Origin of the sequence: Polaromonas sp. AET17H-212 (genome assembly GCF_002379085.1) — a bacterium.
Taxonomy (GTDB): domain Bacteria; phylum Pseudomonadota; class Gammaproteobacteria; order Burkholderiales; family Burkholderiaceae_C; genus Polaromonas.
The window spans coordinates 35,347-61,228 of sequence record NZ_NBZW01000012.1 but is presented as its reverse complement, the minus strand read 5'-3'; the positions used below and the strand labels follow the sequence as shown (position 1 = coordinate 61,228).

Here is a 25,882-nt window from a genome sequence, read left to right as displayed (position 1 = left end):
TTAAGCGCCTCAACCCGGCCGTGCGTCGGCACGCAGGCGGCCATACCAGTTGCCCAGCCGCACACCCCACACTCCCATGACGCCGGCCCACAACAGGGCGGCCGCCAGCAGCAGCCAGCCCGCGCGGGCCGTTTGCGCGGCAGCGGCAATGCGCAGCAGCGTCGCGGCCTGCAGCAGCCAGAACAGCGTCCAGACCAGGTTGTCGGCCACCAGCGCGCGGCCGCTGTGGCCACAGGACACCCGCGTGACCATGGCCAGCATCAGCGACGCCAGGCAACCCATGGTCAGCGCATGCAGCGAGCCGAGGGCCAGCACCGGCGCGTCCTGCGCCAGGCCCAGCCACTGCGACAGGCCCCCGAGCACCAGCGCCAGGCCGAGCCAGAAAAACCCGATGTGCAGCATGGCCAGCAGACGGTTCTTGAGGCTTTGCAGCAGCCCCCAGGCGACAGCGAGCCAGAGCAGCACGCCGCCCGCGGCCAGCTCGAAGGCCCCGCGCACCACCCGCCAGAGCATGCCCGCCGTGCCTTGCAGCGGGCCGTCCAGCTCGACCCACACGGCCACGACCTCGGTCGCGGCGACGGCCAGCATCAGCCACAACACCCAGAACGGGCGCCAGGCGTCAATGCGCGGCAGGGCATTGGCGGTGAAAAACGGAATCATGCGATGCGCCACCGAGACGTAGACCACCACCACAAACCCCCACAAGCCGGTGAGGATGCAGGCGCGCGCCACGTCGGGCTCGCCCAGCAGCAGACCGAGCGCCAGGCCGGCCAGGCTCAGGCAGCCCACGATGCAGGCCGCACCCACCGTGCGCGCATGTACCTGGTCGTCGGCCCGGCTGCGCCGGATCAGCCCCCAGAACAGGGCCGTCACCCACGCCAGACCTGCGCAGGCCAGCACCAGCCCGGCCAAGGCCGTCAGGCCATGCAGGTGCGCGCCGGCCAGGCACAGCAGCCAGCCGGTGGCCTGCAGCAGCAGTGGCACCCGAAGCTGCCGGGGCGCCAACGGCTGCACGCCCAGCCATTTGGGCCCGGCGGTGAACAGAAAACCCGCAAAAAACAGCGGAATGAAGCCAAAGGTCATGACCGCGCCATGGGCCAGCGAGGGCGACAGCGCATAAGGCAGGCTCAACACGGGACTGAGGCGGTCCAGCTGTACCAACGCCCACCAGCCGCCTGCGGCCACCAGCACCACCATGGCCAGGAAAAAACCCAGCCGGTGCGGCGCCAGCAGCAGATGGCTGGCGCGCCAGCGGCGGTCCACCCTGGCCCGTTCGCTGGCCGTGGGTTTGCCCGGCCTCACCCGCAAGGCGATGACCGGGCGCTCAGTCATCCGCAAACGCCCAGGTGGCCGCACTGGGTGCAATAGTCGCAACCGTCCTTGCGGATCACCGCGTGGGCGCCACATTCGCCGCACTTCTTGCCCGCCATCACCGGCGGCGCGAGCGCCATGTCGACCTGGGGCTCCACCACGGCTGCGACGCTGGCAACGCCCTGCTGGGCGCGGCGCGCAATGATGTTCTGCACCGCATAGGCAATGGCCGCGACTTCCGAGTCGTGCCACAGCGGCACGCGTGTGCCGTCGGCCTTCTCATAGGTGCCCAGCCGCACCGGGCCCCGGTCCCAGGCGACCTTGCGCATGTCGCTGAGCGCACGCTCGAGGAAGCCGCCGCGCGCGGCCAGCGACAGCATGCGCATGCTGGAGGTGATCCACTGCTGCGACTCGCCGCTTTGGCCTACTGGCATGAAAAATTCGATGGCACGTTCGACCGTGCCCTCGCCGCTGGCCGAGGGCACCGGCAGGAAAGACACCACGATGTAGAGCGTCTTGTGCCCTTCCTGCGTCCAGTAGTCGACCTTTTCGGCCACCGCCGACAGGGCGCCCTTGGGACGGCTTTCGATCACCGTGCGCATCGGGTCCAGGGGCACCGCTGCGGCCACCGCGGCGGCGGGCGCATGGGTTTCCAGCACCGAGCCCAGAATCGCATTGGGCCGGTAGGTGGCCAGGCCCTTGAGCCTGGCGCGCCAGGCCTGCTGGTACAGGCTCTTGAAATCCTCGTAGGCGTAGTCGGCCGGCACGTTGACGGTTTTGGAGATCGCCGTGTCCACAAAGGGCTGCACCGCTTCCATCATGCCAATGTGGCTGTCCGCCGACATCTCGAGCGCCGAGACAAAGTAGCCGGGCAGCTTGTCCACATTGCCGCCGAGTTCGCGGTACAGGCGCCAGGCATGGTCTTCCACCGCGTATTCGGTGGTGCTGCCGTCAGACTCGCGTTTCTTGCGCCGGTACATCCACGAAAACGGCGGCTCGATGCCGTTCGACGCGTTGTCGGCAAACGCCAGGCTGACCGTGCCGGTCGGCGCAATCGACAGCAGGTGGCTGTTGCGGATGCCGTTGGCGCGAATGGCCTGTTGCAGGGCGGCCGGCAGGCGGCTGGCAAAGGTGCCTGCGGCAAGATAGCCGTTGGCGTCAAACTTCGGAAACGCGCCTTTTTCTTTCGCCAGCGCGACCGAGGCGGCGTAGGCGGCGTCGCGCATGGCGACGGCAATACGCGCCGCCATCTCGCGGCCCTCGGGCGCGTCGTAACGCAGGCACAGCATCGCCAGCGCATTGCCCAGGCCGGTGAAACCGACGCCGATGCGGCGCTTGGCCGCCGACTCGGCCTGCTGCTGCGGCAGCGGCCAGAAAGTCAGGTCCAGCACGTTGTCGAGCGCCCGCACCTGGGTGGTCACCGACTTGGCGAAAGCCTCAAAATCAAAGTCGGGCGCGCCATTGAAGCCGAAGGGCTGGCGCACAAAACGCGTGAGGATGATGGGCCCGAGGTCGCAGCAGCCATAAGGCGGCAGCGGTTGCTCGCCGCAGGGATTGGTCGCCGCAATTTCCTCGCAATAACGCAGGTTGTTGTCCTGGTTGATGTGGTCCAGGAACAGGATGCCGGGCTCGGCGAAGTCGTAGGCCGAATGCATCACGGTGTCCCACAACTCGCGCGCCGCCACCGTCTGGTAAACCCAGAGGCCGTCGGCACGCTGGAACGCACCCTGCGCGATCAGCGGCGCACCGGGTTTGGCCTTGTGCACCAGCTCCCAGGGCTGGTCGTCGGCCAGGGCGTGCATGAACGCGTCCGGCATGCCGACCGAGACATTGAAGTTGTTCCAGCGTCCGGGCGTGCGCTTGGCGGTGATGAACTCGTGCACGTCGGGGTGGTCGATACGCAGCACGCCCATTTGCGCGCCGCGCCGTGAACCCGCGCTTTCCACGGTGGAGCAGGACTGGTCAAACACATTGATGTAGCTGCACGGACCCGAGGCCATGGAGGCCGTGGCCTTGACCTCGGCGCCACGCGGCCGGATGCGTGAAAAATCGTAACCCACGCCGCCGCCACGCCGCATGGTTTCGGCGGCTTCGCGCAAGGCCTCGTAAATGCCGGGGTAGCCGCCGTCATCGACGCCCTGGATGCAGTCGCCCACGGGCTGCACAAAGCAGTTGATCAGGGTGGCCTGGATGGCCGTGCCGGCCGCGCTCATGATGCGGCCGGCGCCGATGGCGCCAGCGTGCAGGTTCTCGAGGAACAGGGCCTCGTGTTTGGCGCGCTCCGCTTCGGGTTCGACCGAGGCCAGGGCCCGCGCCACGCGCCGGTACAGGTCTTCCACACCCGACTCGCCGGGTTTGAGGTATTTTTCCTTCAGCACGTCCTGGCTGATGGGCTGGGTGGCTGTCAGGTCCTGGGGCCGGCCGAATTGATCGCGTTTCATGCTTGTGCTCCTGCGAGGGACGCTGCTGGCCGGATTCCGCCGAGCAGCCATTGCATCAATTCTTGCACCGAACGGATCTGGTCGCCAAACGGCAGGCGGGCAGCACCACGGAAGAAAAGGCCTTTGCGCGTGTTGCCGTCAAACGCATGGCCGAGCTGCTGGTCGATGCAGAACTGGCCCATGGTGGCCACGCCATCGCGCAGGCCGCAGTGGGCCAGGCAGTCAAACGACATGTTGCATTTGGCCTTGACATGGGCCGCCGCCTGGAGTTTGGGCTCGAGCCGGATGTATTTGTCCAGCCAGGGCGTGCGCACCGCGCGCGCCGGCAGGCCGGCCACACTGATGAACTCCACCATGTCTTCCGGCTTGGCTTCGGCCAGCACCTTCTTGAAGGCGGGATCGGCATCACATTCCTGAGTCACGGCAAACGCCGTTCCGAGCTGCACCGCCGAAGCGCCCAGGGCCTGCAGGCGCTGGATGTCGTCCCGGCAATTGATGCCGCCGGCGGCAATCAGCGGAATCTCGCGCTCGATGCCCGCTGTCTTGAAGAATTCCAGCACCTGCGGGATGACCACCTCGAAATCGAAGCGCGGATCATGCAGGTCCGCGACCTTCGCCGCGCCCAGATGACCGCCGGCCAGGCCCGGGTGCTCGATCACGATGGCGTCGGGCAGACGGCCCTTTTTCTGCCACTTGCGCACCAGCAATTGCGCGCCCCGCGCATCCGACAGGATGGGGATCAGCGCGACCTGGGGGTAGTCACGCGCCAGCTCCGGCAAGTCCAGCGGCAAGCCGGCGCCGACCACCAGGGCATCAGCTCCGCTGGCCAGCGCCTGGCGTACGTAGTCCTCGTAGGCGCCGAGCGCCTTCATGATGTTCACGGCAATCAGGCCGCGGCCTTGTGCCAGCTCGCGCGCGCGGCGGATTTCGCGGTCCAGCGCCTCGAGATTGGCCGCATTGATCAGCGCTTTCGCATCGGGTTCCTTGTCCAGGTGGCCCGTTTTGGCCATCAGGTCCGGATGCAGGCGCCGCAAGTCCACGGAAGACACCGTGCCGACCCCGCCCAGCCGGGCCACCGCGCCGGCCAGGCCACCGGCCGACACACACACACCCATGCCGCCCTGCACCACCGGAACCAGCTCCCTGCCGCCCAGCCGCCAGGGCCGCAAGCCCGAATCGTGGGCAAGTGTCTGCAGTATCGCGGCGGCCGCCGCCGAATCGACGCTTGCCTTGACGGCCAGGTCAGTCGCTAATGATTTGTCCATCGTGCTCCACATAAGGTTGATACGGGCCAGTGCCACTGTTGGAGGCTATCGCAGCGGGCACAAAACTTCCTTGCCGTACATCAAAGATGTGGATTTCACCGTCCTCAATCACGTAATGCCAGCCATGCAGCGTCAAGGTGCCCTTCTCGACTTCGCGCCGCACCATGGGGTAGGCCATCAGGCGCTCGAGCTGCAGCACCACGACACGCTGCTCGGTGCGGCGCAGGGCCTCGGGGCTGGCCTGGACCGGCAGCAAGGCCTCGGTGGCCAGCTTGAGCCAGGCCTGCAGGGCCACGGCTTCCTCGGGCACACCTTCATAGGCGGCCCGGATGGCGCCGCAGTGGCTGTGGCCGCAGACGATGATGCGCTCGACATGCAGGCTGAGCACCGCGAACTCGATCGCCGCCATTGTGCCGTGCAAGCCATGCGAGCCGTCGTAAGGGGGCACAAACGCCCCGACATTGCGCACGATGAAGAGTTCGCCCGGGCCGGCACCGGTCAGCAGGTAGGGCACCACCCGCGAATCCGAGCAGCCGATGAACAGGGTCTTGGGGTGCTGACCCTGCGCCACCAGGTCCTGGAAGCGCTGCTGGTGCAGCGGGAAATAGTCGGAGTGAAAACGCCGCAAGCGAAGCAGCAACTCGTCCGCGCTTGCGACGTCTTCAGTCATTGGACCAGCGGCGAATCAGCCCCTTCCAGGGCAATACCTTCGACCTCTGCCTCCCCCACCAGCAAGCTCATGTACTGGTGCAGGGCCCGGGCGCGCGACTGCATGGTCAACAGGGCGGCAATGCGCTCGCGCACCTCCTCATAGGCGGGCTGGGTGCCGCTGCGGCGCTCCAGCACGTCGATGATGTGAAAACCGAAACGCGTGTGGAACAGGCGCGGATGCACACCGGTGCCGGTTTGCGCATGCTGCAGGTGAAACAGCTCCGTCGCCAGTTCGGGCGCGCAGTCGTCCGGCGTGATCCAGCCGAGGTCGCCGCCCTGGGCGCTGCTCGGGCAGTTGGACAGTTCGGCGGCCAACTGGGCAAAACGCGCCGGGGACACCCCCTTGTGCGACAGCTCCAGCAAGGCGCGTTCGGCATGCACGGTGAGGGCCTGGACGTTGACACCGGGCGTGACGGCAAACAGGATGTGCCGCACGTGCAACGCCTGGCCGACCAGAAACTGCGCCTTGTGGGCCTCGTAATAACGCCGGCCTTCGGCGTCGCTCGGCTGGGGGCTGACCACCTGCCGGTCCACCATGGCCTCAATGATTTCGCGTTCGGCCTGGCCCAGCTCCGGGGTGGTCAAACCGGTGTGGCGCGGCAGCAGGCCTTGCGACACCGCCTGCTGGCGCAGCAGTTCGGTGTAGGCCAGTTCGCGCAGCGTGGCCGTGTCCGGACGCTGCCCGGGTGCATGCAGGGCGATGCCATTGATGAAGGCCTCCGGCACGGCGGGCTGGGCTGCGGTAGCCGCACACTGGCAGGAACCGCTGCCACAGCCCTGGGCGGCGGCGGGTGAAGAAAGCGTCTGTGTCGTCATGGAGGGAACCTCGTTTCGTTTCTTGCAGTGCGTAACGGTTTAGCGGCTGCCGGGCGACTTGGCCCCGGGGACGCCCAGGCGGCGGCTGCGCACCACCTGGTAGGGCCGGAACAGGTAAGTGACCGACCCGAAGCCGCTCCATACATGCACCAGGCGGCTGAACGGGAACAGCAGGAAGATGGTCATCCCGAACACGATGTGGAAAAGGTAGGGCCAGGGCAGGACGGCCAGCGCTGCAGAGTCCACCTCGCGCAGGGTCAGAATGCGCTGCGCCCATTCGGCCAGGATCAGCATCACGCTGCCATCGGCATGTCCCCACGAATACGGCAGGGTGATCAGACCCACCACCAGTTGCGTCCACAGGATCAGCAGGATCGCGAGATCGGTCTTGTGGCTGGTGTAGCGGATGCGCGGGTCAAACATGCGGCGGTAGATCAGCATCGACAGGCCGATGAAACAGATGACGCCGGCAACGCCGCCCGCGTAGATCGCCATGCGCTGCTTGGTCGCGGCGTCCATGAAGAAACCATACAACGCGTGAGGTGTCAGCAGGCCGACCAGGTGACCGAAGAACAGGAACAGGATGCCCACGTGGAACAGGTTGCTGCCCCAGCGCAGCAGGCCGGTGCGCAGCAGCTGCGAGGAGTCGCTTTTCCAGGTGTACTGGTCGCGATCGAAGCGGATCAGGCTGCCGAGCAGGAACACGGTCAGGCAGATGTAGGGGTAGACACCAAAAAGAAATCCGTGCAGTCCGGGGCTCATGCTTGTACTCCTTGGGTGGGCTGTGCCTTGCGCACGTGCGGCACGATGTGGATCGGTTGCGGCTGGTCCGGCCTGGCCTGGCCTTTGGACGAGCAGCCATCAAAGACGACCGGCTCTTCCCAGACCGCGTCGATAGCTTCTTCCGCCGCGATCTGCACCGGCTGGGCCTTCTCCCCGGCGAGCTCCAGCAAGGCCCCCAGCACGCAGGCGTAGGCGCTTTCGCGCTGCTGCAGCGCCGCGAAAATCGCATTGAAGATATGCGCCATCTCGGCCAGAAACTCGCGCGCCTCGCGTGGTGGCTGGGTCGAGGTGAATTCGAGCACCACCGGCAGGAAATCCGGCATCTCGCCTTCGGCCAGGTACATGCCGGCCTTCTCGTAGGTCTGCGCCAGGTCGATCATGGCCGGCCCGCGATCGCGCGAGTCGCCGTGCACATGTTCGAACAGGTGCAGCGAGGTGGCGCGGCCCCGGTCGAACAACTCGACATAAGCCGCTTCGGTTTCCAGCGCCGGCGCAAGCGCGAGCGCCTCGATCAGGCCATCCAGCTCGGCCAGCCGCAGCGGCTCCAGCGCACGCTCTTCGTGCAGCGCCTCGCGCAGCGCGCCCAGATGGCTGCGCAGCTCGGCGTCGGGATAAGCAAGCAGCCGGGCCAGCACGCGCAGGCTCTTCGAAGCCACAGGGGGGGTGTTGTTGAAAAGTGCCATGGTTCAGACCTCCACCTTGATGGGAATAGTACGTTTCTTGTTGCCACCGAACAGGCTGCCGTCGCTGGCGCCGTCGGAGCACCCATTGCCGAAGGTGAAGCCGCAGCCGCCGCGCATGTCGAACGCGTTTTCGGCGTATTCGCGGTGGGTGCTCGGAATCACGAAGCGGTCTTCGTAGTTGGCAATCGCCATGATGTGGTACATCTCCTCGACCTCGGCCACGGTCAGCCCGGCCTGTTCCAGCACCGCCAGGTTCTGCACCTGGTCCACATGTTTGCTGCGCTGGTAGGACCGCATCGCCAGCATGCGCTGCAGTGAACGGATCACCGGGGCCGTGTCGCCGGCAGTCAGCAGGTTGGCCAGGTACTGCACCGGAATGCGCATCTGCGCAATGTCGGGCAGCTCGCCGTTGATGCCAATCTGGCCGGCGTTGGCCGCCGAGGTGATGGGCGACAGCGGCGGCACGTACCAGACCATGGGCAGCGTGCGGTACTCGGGATGCAGCGGCAGCGCCACCTTCCACTCCACAGCCATCTTGTAAACCGGGCTGCGGCGGGCGCCTTCCAGCCAGGCTTCGGGGATGCCGTCCTTGCGCGCCTGCTCAATCACTTTCGGATCGTTCGGGTCGAGGAAGATGTCGAGCTGGGCCTGGTACAGGTCCTTGTCGTCTTCCACGCTGGCCGCTTCCTGGATGCGGTCGGCGTCATACAGCACCACACCGAGGTAACGGATGCGGCCCACGCAGGTTTCGCTGCAGACGGTCGGCTGGCCGGCTTCAATGCGCGGGTAGCAGAAGGTGCACTTTTCGGCCTTGCCGCTTTTCCAGTTGTAATAGATCTTTTTGTACGGGCAGCCCGAGACACACATGCGCCAGCCGCGGCATTTGTCCTGGTCAATCAGCACAATGCCGTCTTCCTCGCGCTTGTAGATCGAGCCCGACGGGCAGGACGCGACGCAGGCCGGGTTCAGGCAGTGCTCGCACAGACGCGGCAAATACATCATGAAGGTGTTTTCGAACTGGCCCACCATGTCTTTCTGGACCTGGTCGAAATTCGCCAGGTTGGCGTCCTTGCTGCGCTTGGAAAACTCGCCGCCGAGGATCTCTTCCCAGTTCGGGCCCCATTCGATCTTCTCCATGCGCTTGCCGGTGATCAGGCTGCGTGGCCGTGCCGTCGGCGTGGCCTGCATTTCCGGCGCCGAGTGCAGATGGTCGTAGTCGAAGGTGAAGGGCTCGTAATAGTCATCGATCTGCGGCATGTTCGGGTTGGAGAAGATGCGCATCAGCAGCTTCCACTTGCCGCCCTGGCGCGGCTCGATGGAGCCGTCGGCCTTGCGTACCCAGCCGCCGTTCCACTTGTCCTGGTTTTCCCACTCCTTGGGATAACCGATGCCGGGCTTGGTTTCGACGTTGTTGAACCAGGCATATTCCATGCCGGGCCGACTGGTCCAGACGTTTTTGCAGGTGACCGAACAGGTGTGGCAGCCGATGCACTTGTCCAGGTTCAGCACCATGCCGATTTGTGCGCGTACCTTCATGCTGCTTCTCCCAGTTGTTGTACGGCGAATGCCCGCTCGTCGCCAAGCGGCGTGTCCAGCCAGTCCACCTTGTCCATCTTGCGCACCACGACGAATTCGTCGCGGTTCGTGCCGATGGTTCCGTAGTAGTTGAAGCCCCAGGAGAGCTGCGCGTAGCCGCCAATCATGTGGGTCGGCTTGAGCACGATGCGTGTCACCGAGTTGTGGATGCCGCCGCGCTGGCCGGTGATCTCCGAACCCGGGGTGTTGACGATTTTTTCCTGCGCGTGGTACATCATCACCATGCCGGGCTTGACGCGCTGGCTGACGACCGCCCGCGCGGAAATCGCGCCGTTGACGTTGTAGGCCTCGATCCAGTCGTTGTCTTCCACGCCGATGCGCTTGGCATCGTCTTCGCTGAGCCAGATGATGGGCCCGCCCCGGCTCAGCGTGAGCATCAACAGGTTGTCGGTGTAGGTCGAGTGGATGCCCCACTTCTGGTGCGGGGTGATGAAGTTCAGCAGGATTTCGGCATTGCCGTTCGAACGGATGCCGTGCACCCCGGCGGTGGCCTTCAGGTTCACCGGCGGCCGGTAGCTGGCCAGGCCCTCGCCGAAAGCCAGCATCCACGGGTGGTCCTGGTAGAACTGCTGGCGGCCGGTGAGGGTGCGCCATGGGATCAGTTCATGCACATTGGTGTAGCCGGCGTTGTACGACACGGTTTCCGACTCGATGCCGCTCCAGGTCGGCGAGCTGATGATCTTGCGCGGTTGCGCCTGGATGTCACGGAAGCGGATCTTCTCGTCCTCGCGGTGCAGCGCCAGATGGGTGTGCTCACGGCCGGTCTGCTTGCCGAGCGCCGCCCAGGCCTTGACCGCCACGTGGCCGTTGGTTTCGGGTGCGAGTTGCAGCACCATTTCGCAGGCGTCGATGTCGCTGTTGATGCGCGGCATGCCCTGGGTCACGCCGGGTTCGGTCACCAGGCCGTTGAGTTCGCCGAGCTGCCGCACTTCAGTTTCGGTGTTCCAGGCAATGCCCTTGCCGCCGTTGCCCACCTTGTTGAGCAGGGGGCCGACGGCCGTGAAACGTTTGTAGACGTTGGGGTAGTCGCGCTCGACCACCTGCATCTGGGGCGCCGTCTTGCCAGGCACCAGTTCGCACTCGCCACGTTTCCAGTCCTTGACGTCAAAAGGCTGGGCCAGCTCGCCCGGCGAGTCGTGCATCACCGGGGTGAGCACCATTTCCTTCTCGACACCGAGATGGCCTTCGCACAGCTCGCTGAATTTTTTCGCGAAGCCCTTGTAGATTTCCCAGTCGCTTTTCGATTGCCACACCGGGTCCACCGCGGTGGACAGCGGATGGATGAAGGGGTGCATGTCGCTGGTGTTGAGGTCGTTCTTTTCGTACCAGGTCGCGGTCGGCAGCACGATGTCGGAGTACAGGCAGGTCGTGCTCATGCGGAAGTCGAGCGTGACCAGCAGGTCCAGCTTGCCCTCGGGCGCCTTGTCGTGCCAGACCACTTCCTCGGGCTTGCCTTCTTCGGCCCCCAGGTCCTTGCCCTGCACGCCATTGCTGGTGCCCAGCAAGTGCTTGAGGAAATACTCATGGCCCTTGCCCGACGACCCGATGATGTTGGAACGCCAGACAAACATGTTGCGCGGCCAGTTGTCCGGATGATCCGGGTCCTCGCAGCTCATCTTGAGCGAGCCGTCCTTGAGTGACTTGACGACATAGTCCTTCGCGTCCAGGCCCGCGGCCTGCGCGTCCTTGACCACCTGCATGGGGTTGGTCTGCAATTGCGGTGCGCTCGGCAACCAGCCCATGCGCTCGGCCCGCACGTTGTAGTCGATCATGCTGCCGCCGTAGAGCTTCTTGTCGGCCAGCGGCGACAGTACCTCGTCCACGCCGAGCTTCTCGTAGCGCCACTGGTCGGTGTGCGCATAAAAGAAGCTGGTCGAATTCATCTGCCGGGGCGGGCGGATCCAGTCGAGCGCGAAGGCCAGCGGCGTCCAGCCGGTCTGCGGCCGCAGTTTTTCCTGGCCCACGTAGTGCGCCCAGCCGCCGCCGCTCTTGCCGATGCAGCCGCACATCATCAGCATGTTGATGACACTGCGGTAGTTCATGTCACTGTGGTACCAGTGGTTCATGCCGGCGCCGATGATGACCATGGACCGGCCTTCGGTCTTTTCGGCATTGTCGGCAAACTGGCGTGCGACGGCGATCACCTGGTCGCGCGGCACACCGGTGATCTGTTCCTGCCAGGCCGGGGTGTAGGGGGTATTGTCGTCAAAGTCGGCGGCGGCCAGTTCACCGGGCAAGCCGCGGGGAATGCCGTATTGCGCAACCTGCAGGTCGAACACCGTCGCGACCAGGGCCGAGCGCTCCTCGCCGGCCTTGCCGAGCGAAATGCGCTGCACCGGCACCGTGCGCACCAGCACATCGCCCTGCTCGTTGTTCTGGAAATGGTCATGGTGGATGCCGCCGAAGTACGGAAAGCCCACCTTGGCGCTGTCGGAGCTGGCCGCATCACCCTCCATCACCGACAGCTTGAGCGTGACCTCGTCGCCCTGGCGCGCCTCTTTCGACTCCAGGTTCCACTGCCCGGCGTCGGCACGGCCATCCGGGCCCCAGCGAAAGCCGATGGCGCCGTGCGGCAGCACGACCTTGCCCTGCGCGTCGAAGGCCACGGTTTTCCACTCGGGGTTGTTCGCCTGGCCCAGCTTGCCGTTGAAGTCGGATGCACGCACATAACGGTCCGGCACCATGACGGTTTCGCCATTTTCCAGCTGGTGCTCCTTGAGCATGACGAGCATGGGCAGGTCGGTGTAGCGGCGCGCATAGTCGTCGAAATAGGCCGAACGCGGCTTGCCGTTGCCGCCGAAATAGAAGTCCTTCAGGATCACATGGCCCATGGCCATGGCGACCGCGGCGTCGGTGCCCTGCTTCGGGTGCAGCCACAGGTCGGAAAGCTTGGCGACCTCGGAATAATCGGGCGTGATGGCGACGGTCTTGGTGCCCTTGTAGCGGACCTCGGTAAAAAAGTGCGCATCGGGGGTGCGCGTCTGTGGCACGTTGGAGCCCCAGGCGATGATGAAGCCCGAGTTGTACCAGTCGGCCGATTCCGGCACGTCGGTCTGCTCGCCCCAGACCTGCGGACTCGACGGAGGCAGGTCGCAGTACCAGTCGTAAAAACTCATGCACACGCCGCCGATCAGCGACAGGTAGCGCGACCCGGAGGCGTAGCTGACCATGGACATCGCCGGGATCGGCGAGAAACCGATGATGCGGTCGGCGCCGTGCTTCTTGATCGTGTGGACATTGGAGGCCGCAATGATCTCGTTGACCTCGTCCCAGCTGGAACGCACAAAACCGCCGAGCCCGCGCACGCTCTGGTAGTCGCGCCGCTTGGCGTCGTCCTGCACCAGGGCCGCCCAGGCCTCAACCGGCGGCAGCGTCAAGCGCGCCTCGCGCCAGTGCTTGAGCAGGCGCGCCCGCACCATCGGGTACTTCACGCGGTTGGCGCTGTACAGGTACCAGCTGTAGCTGGCCCCGCGCGCGCAGCCGCGCGGCTCGTGGTTGGGCATGTCCCAGCGCGTGCGCGGGTAATCGGTCTGCTGGGTTTCCCAGGTGACGATGCCGCCCTTGACATAGATCTTCCACGAACACGATCCCGTGCAGTTGACGCCATGGGTGCTGCGCACGATCTTGTCGTGCGCCCAGCGGTTGCGGTAAGCGTCTTCCCAGGTCCGGTCTTCGGCGGTGGTGACGCCGTGCTCCCCGGAGAAGGATTCCCGGGGGTTGGAAAAGTGGCTCAGTCGATCCAGAAAGTGACTCATTTGATTCTCCGGTAAAACGGTAAAAGCGGGCCCAGCGGCGGGTCAGGGGTTTTTGATCTCGGCGCCGCGGCGCAGATAAAACCACCAGTTCAGCACCAGGCACAGGGCGTAGAAGATGGCAAAGCCGTACATGGCGTTTTCCGGCGTGCCGGCCTTGATCTGCGCACCGATGACCACCGGGGCGATGAAGGCGCCGTAGGCGGCAATGGCCGAGGTCCAGCCCAGCACGGGGCCGGCCTGCTGGCGGTCGAAAATGACGCCAATCGTGCGGAAGGTGGAGCCGTTGCCGATGCCGCTGGCGGCAAACAGCACGACGAACAACACCATGAAGATCAGGAAGTACTGCTCGGGCGTGGCCGACTTGTAGGCCAGCAGCATGACGTAACCCACGGCCACCGAGGCCACCACCATGACGGCGGAGATGATCTGCGTCACGATGGAGCCGCCGACCTTGTCCGAGACCCAGCCGCCCACGGGCCGGATCAGCGCGCCGACAAAGGGGCCGATCCAGGCAAAGGTCAGCGCCGACGGTGCGTTCGGGTTCTTCAGCGTGTGCTGCATGACGCCGGCGGCGTCCGGCACGTGGCTGATGCCGAAAATCACCGTGATGGCCAGCGGCAGGGCCATCGAAAAACCGATGAAGGAACCGAAGGTCACGATGTAGAGCAGGGTCAGCGACCAGGTGTGTTTGTTGCTGAAAATGGAAAACTGCTTGGCGATCGCTTCCTTCATCGGGCCGAAGGCCGTCACCTTCAGCACCATCAGGGTGCTGACCACGATCAGCGGCATCGCGATCCACATGTTGAGCAAGCCCAGCCCGGTGGGTTTGGGCAGGTAGAGATACAGCCCGACACCGGCCGGCACAAACGACAGGGTGTAGAGCCAGATGATTTTGAGGAAGGCCGGGATCGTGCCGCCGATGGCGGGCGAGACGGTGGTCAGGTTGTTCATGCCGAAGAAGCAGATGACCGACAGCGGCACCAGCGACAGCAGCCAGGCGAAGCCGGCGTTCTGGATCCAGGTGGGTGTTCCGGCCGTGATTTTTCCGAGGATCCAGCCGCTGTCCTTGACCAGCGTCATCGATTCGCCACCGAAGCTGCCGAAGAGGCCGACGGTCATCACCAGCGGAATGACCACCTGCATGGCGGTGACGCCAAAGTTGCCCAGACCCGCATTGAGGCCGAGCGCCGTACCCTGCAAGCGCTTCGGAAAGAAGGTGCTGATGTTGGACATCGAACTGGCGAAGTTGCCGCCCCCCACGCCCGACCACAGCGCCATCAGCTGGAAGGACCACAGCGGCCACTCGGGGTGTTGCAGCACGATGCCGGTGCCGATGGCCGGCGCCAGCAGCATGGACGTCGTCAGGAAGATGGTGTTGCGCCCGCCGGCCAGCCGGATCAGGAAGGAGGCCGGAATGCGCATGGTGGCACCGGCCAGGCCCGCAATCGCCGTCAGCGTGAAGAGTTCGGCCTGGGTGAAGGGAAAGCCCAGGTTGAGCATCTGGACGGTGATGATGCCCCACATGCCCCAGACGGCAAAGCCGCACAGCAGGCTGGGCACGGAGATCCAGAGGTTGCGGTAGGCAATGCGCTTGCCGGTGCTTTCCCAGAACTGCTCGTCCTCGGGACGCCAGTCGGTGATGTCAACGCTGGAACTGGTTTTGGTATTCATGGTGCTTCCTCGAAAAAAAGGGGTCTGTTTCAGGCCTGTGCGCCGGACGCGTTCTTGCCCATGACTTCCGTGCGGCGCACCTCGGTCCAGTACATCCAGATCAGCGAGACCCAGACCACGCCGTACATGAACATGAAGGCGCTGGAGCGGATGCCCGTCAGGTCCATCAGGCCGCCGAAGATGATGGGCAGCACAAAACCGCCCAGGCCGCCGGCCAGCCCGACAATGCCGCTGATCGCGCCGATGTTGGCGCCGTAGTCGTCGCTGATGTATTTGAAAACGCTGGCCTTGCCGAAGGCCCAGGCAATGCCCAGAATGAACATCAGCGCGGTGAAGGTGTAGACGTTCAGCCCGATGTGAAAGGTCGCCGGGCCATTGACCGTGAGAATGGTGAAGTCGGTCTGCGGGTAGGACAGCAGGAACAGGCAGACCCAGCTCACCCACATCACCCACCAGGTCACGCTGTGCGCGCCGTACTTGTCGGACAACACGCCGCCAAAGGCGCGCAGCACGCCACCGGGCAGCGAGAAACAGGCTGCCAGCAGCGCCGCCACGCGGATGTCGAGGCCGAACTCACCCACGTAGTACTGCACCATCCAGAGCGACAGGGCCACATAACCGCCGAACACAATGCTGTAGTACTGGCAGTACTTGAGGACTTTCGGGTCCTTCAAGGCCTTGAGTTGGTCGCTGAACTTGACGTGGCTGGGCACCAGGTGCGAAGGGTCGCTGTAGCTGAACAGCCAGAACAGCACCAGCGCCGCCAGCATGATGACCGCATACACCTGCGGCACCATGGCCCAGCCAAAGGCCACCAGCAACACCGGCGCCACAAACTTGTTGACGGCGGCACCCGAGTTGCCGGCGCCGTACACACCCATCGCCATGCCCTGGCGGTTTTTCGGGAACCAGCGCGCCACATAGGGCGTGCCCACCGAGAAGGAGCCCCCGGCCAGGCCGACAAACAGGCCGATCACCAGGAAGTGCCAGTAGGCCGTGGCGTAACTCATGAGCCAGATCGCGGGCACGGTGATGGCCATCAGGATCGCCATGACGATGCGGCCGCCGTAGCGGTCGGTCCAGATGCCCAGCGGGACGCGGATCAGGGAGCCCGTCAGCACCGGCGTGGCCGCGAGCAGGCCGAACTCGGTGGCATTGAGGTTGAGCATCTTCCTGATCGGGATGCCGATCACGCCGAACATCATCCAGACCATGAAACAGACGGTGAACGCGAGCGTGCTGACAATCAGCACCGACCATGCTTTTCTTGAATTGCCCAGTTCAGAGGCCATGTTGTTTCTCCAGACACATGGCATGACTGTCGGCCTTTTCCGCCCCCTTGAATATCCTCCTTTGGAACGTGGTGATGGGGCCGGAAAAGCGATGGCGGCCTGCGCCGCCATCGTTCTGAAGAACTAGGGCCGGCTCAAGCTGCCCCGGGCTTGATCTTTGTCAACCAAGCTCCCGGCCCGCCGCGTATACAGCCGCTTGCACCCGCGAACTGAGCTGCAGCTTGCGCAGGATGTGCTGGACGTGAATCTTCACCGTCGTCTCCGCGATGTCGAGCTTGCGGGCAATCACCTTGTTGCTGTCGCCGCACGCGATCAGCGCCAGCACCTCGCGCTCGCGCGCCGACAGCAGCGCGATGGCCGAATCCTCCTGCGGGCCCGGCACCGGGAGCTCCCCGTTGCGGCCGCCATTGACCGCAGCGACCGCGCCATTGGCGGTCGACGGGGCCTTGGACCGGAAGGCAGCCACCAGCTTGGTCATCATTTCCGGGCTGACCACCGACTCCCCGTCCAGCACCTTGATGATGGACTCCGACAGGCGATCGAGTTCCACGGTTTTCAGCAGGTAGCCGTCGGCGCCGGCCTGCAGCGCGGCAGACAGGTCGTCCTCGTTCTCGCTCACCGTCAGCATCAGGATGCGGGTGCCGGGTGCCGCGTCCTTGAGCGTCGCGATGCCGTCCACACCCAGCACACCCGGCAGGTGGTTGTCCAGCAGGATCAGGTCCGGCTTGCTGCGTTCCACGCAGCGCAACGCCTCGCCGATGTCGCCGGCCTCGCCCGCCACATGGAAACGTCCGTCCTGCGAGAGCAGCGCGACGAGACCGCGGCGAAACAGGGTGTGGTCGTCGACCACCAGCAGGGCAATGGGCATCGTCATGTGTCTCCCTCAGTCGCCGTGCGCGCCAGCGGTCATGGCTGCGACGGCCGGGGTCTTGGCCGCGACGCCGCCGCCGACCTCCGGATGCGGCGGCAGCGTCAGTGTCACGGTGGTTCCCTGCCCCGCCCTGGAAACGATCTCGACCTCGGCGCCTATGCGCCCGGCCCGCTCGCGCATGATGGTCAGGCCGACATGGGACGGTCCGGGGTGCTTGCCGGTGTCGAAGCCGGCGCCGTTGTCGCGCACCACAAAACGCCAGCGCGCGCCCTTGTGCACGTCGAGGCCGACCTGCGTGGCGCCGGCATGTTTGCGTATATTGGACAGGGCTTCCTGGAGCACATGCAGCACCTGCACCTGCACGTCGGAAGGCAGCGGCAGGCCCTGCCCCTGCACCTGCAACTGGGCAGGAAGGCCGGTCTGGCTCTGGAACTTCTGCAGGGTTTCCTGCAGGGCCTGCTCGATGTCGTCGGTGTTGGTGCGCGTGCGGAAATGCACCAGCAACTCCCGGACATCGCTGATGCTTTCGCGCAGACCGACGTCCAGCTCGTCCAGCGCACCCTGCACCTGGGGCGCCTGCTCCTTCTGCACGGCTGTCCGCAGCAGCTGCACCTGGATCTTGAGAAAGGCCAGGGATTGCGCAATCGAATCATGCAGGTTGCGCGCCAGCAACGCGCGCTCCTCCGCCACCGCCGCCTCCCGGTCCAGGGCGTCGGCGCGCAAACCTTCCAGCGAACTGGCCAGGTGGCTGGCCAGCGCATCCAGCAGTTCGATCTCGTCGGCACTCAGCAGGACGGGCGTGCGAAAGAACAGGTTGAACTCGCCGAGCAGGCGCTGCTGCAGGCGGATCGGCACCGTGACGACACTTTCGTAGCCGACCTTGGCGCAGTGGCGCACCGGCGCTTCGTCATGGCTGAGGATGGGAATCACGCGGGTGCGCGCGTCCGGCCGCAGGTTGCCGCAGGCGCAGGCACCGGCCAGCAGGCTGCGCTCTTCCTCCACCAGCTCCTGCGGGAAACAGTCGGAAGCCAGCATCAGATAGCGCTGGTTGGCATCATCGGACCAGCGGACGGCGGCGGCGTCGGCCTTCATCACGGCGCGCACGCGCTGGGCAAAGCCGCGTGCCAGCTCGTCAATGCTGCCGGCCTGGGCCAGAAAGGCGCTGACCTTGTACAGCGCCTCCAGCCGCGCGCGTTGCGCCTCGATGCGCCGCGTCTTGGCCTCGACCTTGGCCTCCAGCCCCTCGTACAGCGACTGCAGGGTGATGGCCATGTGGTTGAAACCGGCCGCCACCTGGCCGAACTCGTCCACGGTATCGACCTCGATGCGTGTCCTGAAATCGCCGGACTCCAGCTTGCGCAAGCCCTGCCGGAGCTGGACCAGGGGATTGATCACATACATGTAGCCGGTGAACAGCATGATGACCGCCCCGCCGATGGCCAGCGCCATCATCAGGAACTGGAACAGGTTCAGGATGGCGGTCAGCCGGGACAGGTGCTGCTCGATCACCAGCACCAGCCGGTCGCTGGCGTCCACAAACGCACCCCCGGCCTTCAGCAGGTCCTGCGCCGCCGGCGCTGGCTCGGCCAGCCACAGCGCCCGCTGGGTGCGCCACAGGGACTCGACATCGTTGAAACGCGCGCGCACCTGGTCGTCCCAGGGCACAAACAGCGGCCGGGAAGGGTCGCCCTCGCGCAGCAAGGCCAGGCTTTCGTCGAACCGGGCCACCAGCGCCTGCAGTTCGGCGCGTTCCACGCCGGCCTGCACGGCGCTGGCCAGACGCCAGGTCTGCATGCGCATGCGCCCGGCTTCGTTGACGGCCGCGGCGCCGCCTTCGAGCTGCCAGGTCACCCACAGGGTCAGCCCGATGGAGACCAGGGCCACCACCAGCAGGCTGGCCCCGATGCGCATGAGCTTTTTGGAGAGGGAGGCGGTGTGCTGCATGGCTCAGGGCCGCGTCCCGGTCTGGCGTGCGCCGCGGGCGCTGGCTGTGGGCGCCGCGCAGGCGCTGCACACCATGGCGGCCAGGCGCTGCAGCGCCTGCCAGCCGTCGGCCGGCCAGTCGGGCTGCTTCAGGCCCTTGACGATGCCGTCGACTTTGTGGGCGGCATGCAGCAAATTGGCCAGCGTGGTGTCGCCCATGTGGGGCAACAACCGTTCGAACAGTTTTTCCTTGACACCCCAGACACGGTTTTCGCGCAGGGCCATCGGCATGGGCCGGCCCGCGCCCAGCGCGTCCTTGACCCGCTTCATGCTGCGAATGTCCTCGCTCAGGGCCCAGTGCACCAGCACCTCGGATTCGCCCTCGGACTGCAGGCCGTCGAGCATGCGCTGGACGCGCAGGGCCTGGCCGCCGAGCACCGCTTCGGACAGCTTGAACACGTCGTAACGCGCGACGTTGAGCACGGCGTTTTCGACCTGGTCGAACCCCAGTTCCGCCGACGCCCCCGCGCCGGGGGGATAGAGCAGCCCCAGCTTCTGGATCTCCTGGTGGGCGGCCAGCAGGTTGCCTTCGACGCGGTCGGCAAAAAACTGCAGCGTGCGCTGCCCCTCCTCGCCTGGCGCCACCCGCTGGCCCTGCTGCTGCAGGCGCTGCGCGATCCACTGCGGCAGGTTGCGGCGCTCAATCGGGTCGAACTTGACCGTGGTGCCAAAACTTTCCAGCGCGCCAAACCAGGCGCCCTTGGTCGTCATGCTGTCCAGGCGCGGCAACAGCACCAGGGTCAGCGTGCTGTCGTCGCCCTGGGCGCGTTCGGCAATCTGCTGCAGCGCGACCGAGCCGTCCTTGCCGGGCTTGCCGCTGGGGATGCGGATCTCCACGATCTGCTTGTCGGCAAACAGGCTCAACGAGCCGCCGCTGGCCAACACCTCGCTCCAGTCGAAATGGGCGCCGGCCACGGTGTGCACCGTGCGTTCGGTGTATCCCTGCTCCCGCGCGGCTGCGCGCAGCGCGTCGGCGAACTCCTGCACCAGCAGCGGCTCGTCGCCGTGCAGGGTGTACAGGCTCTTGAGCCCGCGCTTGAGGTGGTCGGACAGTTGGGCGGGTGCCAGGTTCATGGTGGCCCAAGTTTAGCGGCTGGGGGGTTTGCATCAAGTCCTGCTGCGCTGGCAGACGCGGCCCGGGGGCGGCATACTGCGTCCCATGACACAACGTATTCGCCTGATTGGCGCGCCCACCGACATCGGCGCCGGCACCCGCGGCGCGTCGATGGGCCCCGAGGCGCTGCGCGTGGCCGGCCTGCAGGCCACGCTGGAAGGCCGCGGCCTGCAGGTGGCGGACGACGGCAACCTGGGCGGCCCGCCCAACCCGTGGCAGGCACCGGTTCGGGGTTACCGCCACCTGGCCGAAGTGGCCGCCTGGAACCGCTCGGTGCATGAGGCCGTGTTCTCGGCCCTCAGCGAGGGCGACCTGCCGCTCCTGCTGGGCGGCGACCACTGCCTGGCCATCGGCTCCATCAGCGCCGTGGCACGCCGCTGCCGCCAGACCGGCCAGGCGCTGCGTGTCCTGTGGCTGGACGCGCACGCCGACTTCAATACCGCCAGCCTGACCCCCACCGGCAACACCCACGGCATGCCCGTGGCCGTGTTGTGCGGGCAGGGCCCGGCCGAGCTGACCGGCATCGGCGGTGTGGTCCCGGCGATCCAGGCCTCGGCCGTGCGGCAGATCGGCATTCGCAGCGTCGACGAAGGCGAAAAGCACTTGATCCGGCAGTCGGGCCTGGAAGTGTTCGACATGCGTTACATCGATGAGCAGGGCATGCGGCACACCATGGAGGCGGCGCTGGCCGGTGTCGATGCGCAGACCCACCTGCATGTGAGTTTCGACGTGGATTTCCTCGATGCCATGATTGCGCCCGGTGTGGCCACGGCCGTCAAGGGCGGCCCGACTTACCGCGAAGCCCAGCTGTGCATGGAAATGATCGCCGACACCGGCCGCCTGGCCTCGCTGGACGTGATGGAGCTCAACCCGGCCCTGGATGTGCGCAACGCCACGGCCGAAGTGGTGCTGGAACTGGTCGAAAGCCTGTTCGGCAAAAGCACGCTGATGCGCTGAGCTTCAAGAGACCGGCCCGCGCAGGCGCTGTGCGCGCTACTGAATTAATAGCTGTTTGCGCCCGCGTTTATTGGGCTCGTGCCCGATTTCATCATCTATCCCGGCCTGCAGCACAGGGCCGCAGCCTCAGATCTCCTTGACGGCCGCCAGACGGCGCAGGATCTGCTGGACGATGTCACTCTGCATGTCGCGGTAGAGCAGCGCCTCCTCGGTTTCCTTGGCCAGCACCGCGGACTCGTTGAAGCTGATGTCGCGCTGCAGCACAATTTCGGCGGGGGGAATCAGCAACTTGCCCTTGAGCGTGCGCAGCTGGAACCTGAACCGCGTGCGCAGCTGGAACTCGCGCACCTGGCCCGAGGCGTTGATGCCCACCACGGTTTTTTCGCGCTGGTCGAGCAACACGTCGAGAATCACGTCCGCCTGAGCGATCAGGCGGGCGTCGCGGATCACCTTCACCGTTCCGCCGGCTTCCAGGTTGCGGTTGAGCTCGGTGCCCAGCGTCGAGGTTTCGGCCGCACCGCTGTATATGGTCTTGAACGCATAGTTGGGGGCCTTGCGCAAGGCAAAACCGCAGGCACTCAGGCCCCAGGCCGCCGCAGCGGACAACAGGAAAACGCGACGTTGCATGGTGGCTTCCTTCAGACGACGATGTTGACCAGGCGGCCCGGCACAACGATGACTTTTTTGGCCGGGGCGCCGGCGGCCTGCTTGACAAACGCGTCGGAGGCCAGCGCCGCCGCCTCGATCGCGGCCTTGTCGGCGCCGGCAGCCACGGTGACCGAGCCGCGCAGCTTGCCGTTGATCTGCAGCACCAGCTCGATCTCGTCCTGCACCAGGGCGGATTCATCAACCTCCGGCCAGGGTGCATCAAGCAGGCCACCCTGGTCTTTCGCAAAACCGAGATCGTCCCACAGCGCGTGCGCCACATGCGGCGTTGCGGGGTAAAGGCAGCGCAGCAGGATGCCCATGCCATCGCGCAGGGCAAATGCCGCGCCGGCCGACATCTGGCCCTTGAAATCTTCCAGCGCGTTGAGCAGCTTCATGGCGCCCGACACCACGGTGTTGTACTGCATGCGCTGGTAGTCGTAGTCGATCTGCTTGAGCACCGTGTGGATCTCGCGCCGCAGCGCTTGCGTTTCCTTGTCAAATTGGGCTCCGGCCTTTTGGGGACGGACGCCAGCAGCTCCCAAATTCATAGCATCGAGCTTGACGCCGAAGTTCCAGACGCGGCGCAGGAAACGGTAGGAGCCCTCGACGCCCGCGTCGTTCCACTCCAGTGTGGCTTCCGGCGGGGAGGTGAACATGGTGTACAGGCGCGCGGTGTCGGCGCCGTATTTCTCGATCAGATCCTGCGGATCCACGCCGTTGTTCTTGCTTTTGCTCATGGTGCCCACGCCTTCGTAGCTGACCATGGAGCCGTCCTTCCGGAGCTTGGCGCCAATGACCTTGCCCTGTTCGTCATGGACGTCGTCCACATCGGCCGGCCAGAAGTATTCGACGCCGCCCTTGTCGCCCTTGCGCGAGTAGATGTGGTTGAGCACCATGCCCTGGGTCAGCAGCTTGGTGAAAGGTTCGTCGACCTTGACCAGGCCCATGTCGCGCATGACCTTGGTCCAGAAACGCGCATACAGCAGGTGCAGGATCGCATGTTCGATGCCGCCTATGTACTGGTCCATGGGCATCCAGTAGCTGGCGCCCTCCGCGACCATTTTGTCCTCGTTCTTCGGGTCGCAGTAACGCATGTAATACCAGGACGAATCCACGAAGGTGTCCATGGTGTCGGTCTCGCGCCGCGCCGGCTTGCCGCAGACCGGGCAGGTCACGCCGGCGTGGAAACCTTCGTGCTTGTGCAGCGGGTTGCCCGAGCCGTCGGGCACGCAGTCCTGCGGCAACACCACCGGCAGATCTTTTTCGGGCACCGGCACCGCGCCGTGTTCCTCGCAGTGGATGATGGGAATCGGCGTGCCCCAGTAACGCTGGCGGCTCACGCCCCAGTCGCGCAGACGCCAGGTGATCTTTTTCTCGCCCAGCCCCTTGGCGGCCAGGTCGGCGGCCACCGCATCAACGGCTGCCTTGAAAGCCAGGCCGTCGTATTTGCCGGAGTGGATCGCCACGCCCTGCTGCTTGTCGCCGTACCAGTCGGCCCAAGCGGCGGTGCTGTAGGTCTTGCCGGGCACATCCGTAACCTGCTGGATCGGCAGCTTGTATTTCTTCGCGAACTCGAAGTCGCGCTCGTCATGCGCGGGCACCCCCATCACCGCGCCGTCGCCGTAACTCATCAGCACGTAGTTGCCGACCCAGACCTCGACCGGGTCGCCGGTCAATGGGTGCGTGACAAACAGGCCGGTGGCCATGCCCTTTTTTTCCTGCGTCGCCAGTTCGGCTTCGGTGGTGCCGCCGGACTTGCAGTCCTCGATGAAGGCCGCGAGTTGGGGGTTTGACGCCGCCGCGTGGATCGCCAGCGGGTGTTCGGGCGCCACGGCGCAGAAGGTCACACCCATGATGGTGTCGGCGCGCGTGGTGAAGACGTACATCTTGCCGTCGCCGATCAGCGCACCATCGCTGCCGCGGATGTCGTGCGTGAACGCAAAACGCACGCCTTCGCTTTTGCCTATCCAGTTTTCCTGCATCAGCTTGACGCGCTCGGGCCAGCCCGGCAGCTTGGTCTGCACATGCTCGAGCAGTTCTTCGGCGTAGTCGGTGATCTTCAGGTAGTAACCGGGAATCTCGCGTTTTTCGACCACGGCGCCGGTGCGCCAGCCCTTGCCGTCAATGACCTGTTCGTTGGCGAGCACGGTCTGGTCCACCGGGTCCCAGTTCACGACCTGGGTCTTGCGGTAGGCAATGCCCTTGTCCAGCATCTTCAGGAACAGCCACTGGTTCCACTTGTAATAACTCGGGTCGCAGGTGGCGACCTCGCGGCTCCAGTCGATCGCCAGCCCCATCGCCTGCATCTGCTTTTTCATGTAGGCGATGTTGTCGTAGGTCCATTGCGCCGGCGGCACGCCGTTTTTCATCGCGGCGTTTTCGGCCGGCAGGCCGAAGGCGTCCCAGCCCATGGGCATGAGCACGTTGTAGCCCTTCATGCGCAGGTAACGCGTGAGCATGTCGTTGATGGTGTAGTTACGCACATGGCCCATGTGCAACTTGCCGCTGGGGTAAGGCAGCATCGAGCAGGCGTAATACTTCTTTTTGGACGAGTCTTCGGTGACGCGGTAGGCATCCGCGGCGATCCAGTGGGTTTGCGCACTGCGCTCAACGTCGAGGTGGTTGTATTTGTCTTGCATGGCGCACGGAAAATGGAAAAAAATGAAGCAGCTGCTGGCTGCCGGTTGCAGGGATTTTAGGCGCTGGACCGGGCTGGCCCCGCTGGCGCGCCGTCAGGGCCGGGTCGCTGGGGCCGGCGTTGCGGTGGCGGGAACGTTGGCGACGAAGCCGATGCGGTTCAGGCCGGCTTTTTGCGCGATGCCCATGACCTCGACGATGCGGCCGTAGTGCACAGCCTCGTCGGCGCGCAGCTGCACTTCCGTGTCGGGGTTCAGCGCCGCGCTTTGCCGCAGGCGCTGGCCCAGCTGGTCGCCGGAAACCGGCTGGTCATTGAGGAAGGCCTGGCCGGCCTTGTCGACCACCAGCGTGACAAATTGCGGCGCTTCGTTGGGCCGCGCGGCCTCACTTTTGGGCAGGTCCAGCTTGATCGAGCTGGCCAGCAGCGGCGCGGTGATGATGAAGATCACCACCAGCACCAGCATCACGTCCACCAGCGGGGTGACATTGATCTCGCTCATGGGCTGGGCGCCCTGGGTGCGTTCAAGGCGACCAAAACTCACAACACCCTCGCGCCTGCGTCCGCCGACTCTTTGCTGCGTTCGGCAGCCTGGCCGCCGGGGCCCGCTGCGGCCAGCAATTCGCGTAAATCGTAGGCAAAGCCTTCCAGGTCAGCCTCGATGCGGCCGATGTGGCGGCCGAAGACGTTGTAGGCCAGCACGGCCGGGATCGCCACGGCCAGGCCGGCGGCGGTCATGATCAGCGCCTCGCCGACCGGGCCGGAGACCTTGTCGATGGTGATCTGGCCGGCCGCGGCAATGCCGGTCAGCGCGTGGTAAATGCCCCAGACGGTGCCCAGCAGGCCGACAAAGGGCGCGGTGGAACCGACGGTGGCCAGCAGGACCTGGCCGTATTGCAGCTTGTGCAGCACCGCATGCAGCGCATCGCGCAGGAGCCGCGTCAGCTGCTGGGACCTGTCGCCGGCCGAGGCCAGCGTGCCGCCGGCCTGGCGCCGGGTGGCGGCGATCAGGGGCAGCACCAGCGCCTCGCGGTCGAACGCGGCCACCTTGGGCTCGGCCTCCTCGACAGAGGCGGACTGCCAGAACACGGCCGTGCTACGCGCCACATCGCCGACCGCCCGCTTGAGCAGCCAGGCTTTCCAGACAATCACCACCCAGCTGGCCACCGACATCAGCAGCAGCAGCGCCGCCACCAGGCCGGTCACGGCGTCGCCCTGGGTGATCAGCGAGAACATGAGGCCCCCACGCTTGTCGCTTCGCGTATTGCGCTGCCCCCCGAGGGGGCGCTGCGCCTGCGGCCCGGCGGAGCCGGTTCCGCGGCCCTGGCTGGGAAAGACGCTGATCCGACG

Annotated in this window: 19 protein-coding genes; 1 reads left to right on the top strand and 18 read right to left on the bottom strand. The window is 65.5% G+C overall.

What is annotated here, in order from left to right:
• Positions 1–9 precede the first annotated feature (9 nt).
• The 14 genes from B7G53_RS11255 to holA form a co-directional block, all read right to left on the bottom strand.
• Complete coding sequence (locus B7G53_RS11255) at positions 10–1,332, bottom strand: NnrS family protein (RefSeq protein ID WP_096667621.1); 1,323 nt, start codon at positions 1,330–1,332, stop codon at positions 10–12.
• Positions 1,329–3,752, bottom strand: coding sequence for an adenosylcobalamin-dependent ribonucleoside-diphosphate reductase (locus tag B7G53_RS11250; protein WP_096667619.1), 2,424 nt, complete (start codon positions 3,750–3,752; stop codon positions 1,329–1,331). The genes B7G53_RS11255 and B7G53_RS11250 overlap by 4 nt, the downstream gene beginning before the upstream one ends.
• Positions 3,749–5,017, bottom strand: coding sequence for an NAD(P)H-dependent flavin oxidoreductase (locus tag B7G53_RS11245; protein WP_096667617.1), 1,269 nt, complete (start codon positions 5,015–5,017; stop codon positions 3,749–3,751). Before B7G53_RS11245 ends, B7G53_RS11250 begins: the two co-directional genes overlap by 4 nt.
• Positions 4,995–5,687: a carbonic anhydrase gene (locus tag B7G53_RS11240; RefSeq protein WP_096667615.1), complete on the bottom strand. Its 693-nt coding sequence runs from the start codon at positions 5,685–5,687 to the stop codon at positions 4,995–4,997. The genes B7G53_RS11245 and B7G53_RS11240 overlap by 23 nt, the downstream gene beginning before the upstream one ends.
• Positions 5,684–6,544, bottom strand: a complete 861-nt coding sequence (locus tag B7G53_RS11235) for a peptidylprolyl isomerase (protein WP_096667613.1) — start codon at positions 6,542–6,544, stop codon at positions 5,684–5,686. Before B7G53_RS11235 ends, B7G53_RS11240 begins: the two co-directional genes overlap by 4 nt.
• Before the next feature lie 39 nt (positions 6,545–6,583).
• Positions 6,584–7,306 (bottom strand): respiratory nitrate reductase subunit gamma, encoded by a 723-nt coding sequence (gene narI / locus B7G53_RS11230; RefSeq protein WP_096667611.1) that lies wholly within the window; start codon positions 7,304–7,306, stop codon positions 6,584–6,586.
• Positions 7,303–8,010 (bottom strand): nitrate reductase molybdenum cofactor assembly chaperone, encoded by a 708-nt coding sequence (narJ, locus tag B7G53_RS11225; protein ID WP_096667609.1) that lies wholly within the window; start codon positions 8,008–8,010, stop codon positions 7,303–7,305. The genes narI and narJ overlap by 4 nt, the downstream gene beginning before the upstream one ends.
• 3 nt (positions 8,011–8,013) lie before the next feature.
• Entirely contained in the window at positions 8,014–9,546 is a 1,533-nt protein-coding gene (gene narH / locus B7G53_RS11220; RefSeq protein ID WP_096667607.1) for a nitrate reductase subunit beta, read from the bottom strand.
• On the bottom strand, positions 9,543–13,361 hold the full coding sequence (locus tag B7G53_RS11215) for a nitrate reductase subunit alpha (protein WP_096667605.1): 3,819 nt from the start codon (positions 13,359–13,361) through the stop codon (positions 9,543–9,545). The genes narH and B7G53_RS11215 overlap by 4 nt, the downstream gene beginning before the upstream one ends.
• Before the next feature lie 42 nt (positions 13,362–13,403).
• The gene (locus B7G53_RS11210; protein WP_096667603.1) at positions 13,404–15,032 is read right to left on the bottom strand and encodes an MFS transporter; all 1,629 of its coding nucleotides are present in this window, start codon (positions 15,030–15,032) and stop codon (positions 13,404–13,406) included.
• A 29-nt stretch (positions 15,033–15,061) separates the two neighbouring features.
• Positions 15,062–16,324: an MFS transporter gene (locus B7G53_RS11205; RefSeq protein ID WP_096667601.1), complete on the bottom strand. Its 1,263-nt coding sequence runs from the start codon at positions 16,322–16,324 to the stop codon at positions 15,062–15,064.
• A 160-nt stretch (positions 16,325–16,484) separates the two neighbouring features.
• The gene (locus B7G53_RS11200; RefSeq protein WP_096667599.1) at positions 16,485–17,198 is read right to left on the bottom strand and encodes a response regulator; all 714 of its coding nucleotides are present in this window, start codon (positions 17,196–17,198) and stop codon (positions 16,485–16,487) included.
• 9 nt (positions 17,199–17,207) lie between these two features.
• The gene (locus B7G53_RS11195) at positions 17,208–19,139 is read right to left on the bottom strand and encodes a type IV pili methyl-accepting chemotaxis transducer N-terminal domain-containing protein (RefSeq protein WP_096667597.1); all 1,932 of its coding nucleotides are present in this window, start codon (positions 19,137–19,139) and stop codon (positions 17,208–17,210) included.
• 3 nt (positions 19,140–19,142) lie between these two features.
• Positions 19,143–20,252, bottom strand: a complete 1,110-nt coding sequence (gene holA, locus B7G53_RS11190) for a DNA polymerase III subunit delta (RefSeq protein ID WP_096667595.1) — start codon at positions 20,250–20,252, stop codon at positions 19,143–19,145.
• 85 nt (positions 20,253–20,337) lie between these two features.
• Between holA and rocF the strand changes: the two genes are divergently transcribed.
• On the top strand, positions 20,338–21,249 hold the full coding sequence (gene rocF / locus B7G53_RS11185; protein ID WP_096667593.1) for an arginase: 912 nt from the start codon (positions 20,338–20,340) through the stop codon (positions 21,247–21,249).
• Between the two features lie 126 nt (positions 21,250–21,375).
• Here the strand turns inward: rocF and B7G53_RS11180 are convergent, their stop codons facing one another.
• From B7G53_RS11180 to B7G53_RS11165, 4 genes are all read right to left on the bottom strand, one after another.
• Positions 21,376–21,876, bottom strand: a complete 501-nt coding sequence (locus tag B7G53_RS11180) for an LPS-assembly lipoprotein LptE (RefSeq protein ID WP_096667591.1) — start codon at positions 21,874–21,876, stop codon at positions 21,376–21,378.
• An 11-nt stretch (positions 21,877–21,887) separates the two neighbouring features.
• Positions 21,888–24,536, bottom strand: a complete 2,649-nt coding sequence (gene leuS, locus B7G53_RS11175) for a leucine--tRNA ligase (RefSeq protein WP_096667589.1) — start codon at positions 24,534–24,536, stop codon at positions 21,888–21,890.
• A 93-nt stretch (positions 24,537–24,629) separates the two neighbouring features.
• On the bottom strand, positions 24,630–25,076 hold the full coding sequence (locus tag B7G53_RS11170) for an ExbD/TolR family protein (RefSeq protein WP_096667587.1): 447 nt from the start codon (positions 25,074–25,076) through the stop codon (positions 24,630–24,632).
• Complete coding sequence (locus B7G53_RS11165) at positions 25,073–25,768, bottom strand: MotA/TolQ/ExbB proton channel family protein (protein ID WP_096667585.1); 696 nt, start codon at positions 25,766–25,768, stop codon at positions 25,073–25,075. The genes B7G53_RS11170 and B7G53_RS11165 overlap by 4 nt, the downstream gene beginning before the upstream one ends.
• Positions 25,769–25,882: the final 114 nt, after the last annotated feature.

Bases quoted from the DNA above. Each gene is read 5' to 3' on its own strand.
- B7G53_RS11255 (WP_096667621.1), bottom strand. From the start codon at position 1,332: ATGACTGAGCGCCCGGTCATCGCCTTGCGGGTGAGGCCGGGCAAACCC.
- B7G53_RS11250 (WP_096667619.1), bottom strand. From the start codon at position 3,752: ATGAAACGCGATCAATTCGGCCGGCCCCAGGACCTGACAGCCACCCAG.
- B7G53_RS11245 (WP_096667617.1), bottom strand. From the start codon at position 5,017: ATGGACAAATCATTAGCGACTGACCTGGCCGTCAAGGCAAGCGTCGAT.
- B7G53_RS11240 (WP_096667615.1), bottom strand. From the start codon at position 5,687: ATGACTGAAGACGTCGCAAGCGCGGACGAGTTGCTGCTTCGCTTGCGG.
- B7G53_RS11235 (WP_096667613.1), bottom strand. From the start codon at position 6,544: ATGACGACACAGACGCTTTCTTCACCCGCCGCCGCCCAGGGCTGTGGC.
- narI (WP_096667611.1), bottom strand. From the start codon at position 7,306: ATGAGCCCCGGACTGCACGGATTTCTTTTTGGTGTCTACCCCTACATC.
- narJ (WP_096667609.1), bottom strand. From the start codon at position 8,010: ATGGCACTTTTCAACAACACCCCCCCTGTGGCTTCGAAGAGCCTGCGC.
- narH (WP_096667607.1), bottom strand. From the start codon at position 9,546: ATGAAGGTACGCGCACAAATCGGCATGGTGCTGAACCTGGACAAGTGC.
- B7G53_RS11215 (WP_096667605.1), bottom strand. From the start codon at position 13,361: ATGAGTCACTTTCTGGATCGACTGAGCCACTTTTCCAACCCCCGGGAA.
- B7G53_RS11210 (WP_096667603.1), bottom strand. From the start codon at position 15,032: ATGAATACCAAAACCAGTTCCAGCGTTGACATCACCGACTGGCGTCCC.
- B7G53_RS11205 (WP_096667601.1), bottom strand. From the start codon at position 16,324: ATGGCCTCTGAACTGGGCAATTCAAGAAAAGCATGGTCGGTGCTGATT.
- B7G53_RS11200 (WP_096667599.1), bottom strand. From the start codon at position 17,198: ATGACGATGCCCATTGCCCTGCTGGTGGTCGACGACCACACCCTGTTT.
- B7G53_RS11195 (WP_096667597.1), bottom strand. From the start codon at position 19,139: ATGCAGCACACCGCCTCCCTCTCCAAAAAGCTCATGCGCATCGGGGCC.
- holA (WP_096667595.1), bottom strand. From the start codon at position 20,252: ATGAACCTGGCACCCGCCCAACTGTCCGACCACCTCAAGCGCGGGCTC.
- rocF (WP_096667593.1), top strand. From the start codon at position 20,338: ATGACACAACGTATTCGCCTGATTGGCGCGCCCACCGACATCGGCGCC.
- B7G53_RS11180 (WP_096667591.1), bottom strand. From the start codon at position 21,876: ATGCAACGTCGCGTTTTCCTGTTGTCCGCTGCGGCGGCCTGGGGCCTG.
- leuS (WP_096667589.1), bottom strand. From the start codon at position 24,536: ATGCAAGACAAATACAACCACCTCGACGTTGAGCGCAGTGCGCAAACC.
- B7G53_RS11165 (WP_096667585.1), bottom strand. From the start codon at position 25,768: ATGTTCTCGCTGATCACCCAGGGCGACGCCGTGACCGGCCTGGTGGCG.